The organism is Acidithiobacillus albertensis (assembly GCF_001931655.1).
Classification (GTDB): Bacteria; Pseudomonadota; Gammaproteobacteria; order Acidithiobacillales; family Acidithiobacillaceae; genus Acidithiobacillus; species Acidithiobacillus thiooxidans.
Genome location: NZ_MOAD01000088.1, coordinates 1 through 716 on the forward strand (window position 1 = coordinate 1; position 716 = coordinate 716).

Sequence of the window (716 nt, forward strand, 5' to 3'; positions counted from 1 at the left end):
TCATGTTTCCCGCCGATCAGTTGCAGGCGGTTGCCCACAATCTCTGTTGAATAGCGTTCTTCTCCGTTTTTGTCCTGCCATTTTCGCGTCTGTATCTTGCCTTCTACATACGCCATGCTGCCTTTGCGCAAATACTGTCCGGCAATCTCGGCCAGGCGACCCCAGAGCACAATGCGATGCCACTCAGTCCGCTCTTTTTTGTTACCTTCACGGTCCTTGAAGGATTCCGAAGTCGCTATGCTGAAATTAGCCACAGCATTCCCATCTGGTTGATAACGTACCTCTGGGTCTTTCCCCAGATACCCCAAAACAATGGCTTTATTGACACCCGACATAATGGTTCTCCTATACTATAAAGAAAGGTTTACAAGGTAGAAAAACAAAAGGTTAGTTTGAAGTGCTTGCCCTCCCGCGACGATGGCTTTGCCAGTCCAATATCAGCAGCTCGCCGTTTTGGCAGAGCCTATCGAATGCAGCAGTACCGAGAAATCGCTCTACACCATCCACGCCTTCATTGGAGAGAATGATCGTGGGCTTCATGTCGCGATATCGATGATCAATGACTTCAAATAGATGTACCCGCTCACCATCACTACCAAAGGTCTTTCCTACTTCATCAATAATGAGAAGATCCACATCCGCGAATCCGCGAATAACCTCCAGCTCGGTCCCTTTTCCATTTTCCCGTCGCCAGGTCTGGCGAATCCTGGCTATGA

Annotated in this window: 2 protein-coding genes; both read right to left on the reverse strand. The window is 48.9% G+C overall.

All coding sequences use genetic code 11. The annotated features are described in order from the left end of the window. On the reverse strand, positions 1–335 hold a 335-nt coding region (locus tag BLW97_RS18170; protein WP_075324181.1), incomplete at its 3' end, for a single-stranded DNA-binding protein. A gap of 52 nt (positions 336–387) precedes the next feature. Further along, the coding region (locus BLW97_RS18175) for an ATP-binding protein (RefSeq protein ID WP_158025241.1) at positions 388–716 on the reverse strand (329 nt) is incomplete at its 5' end.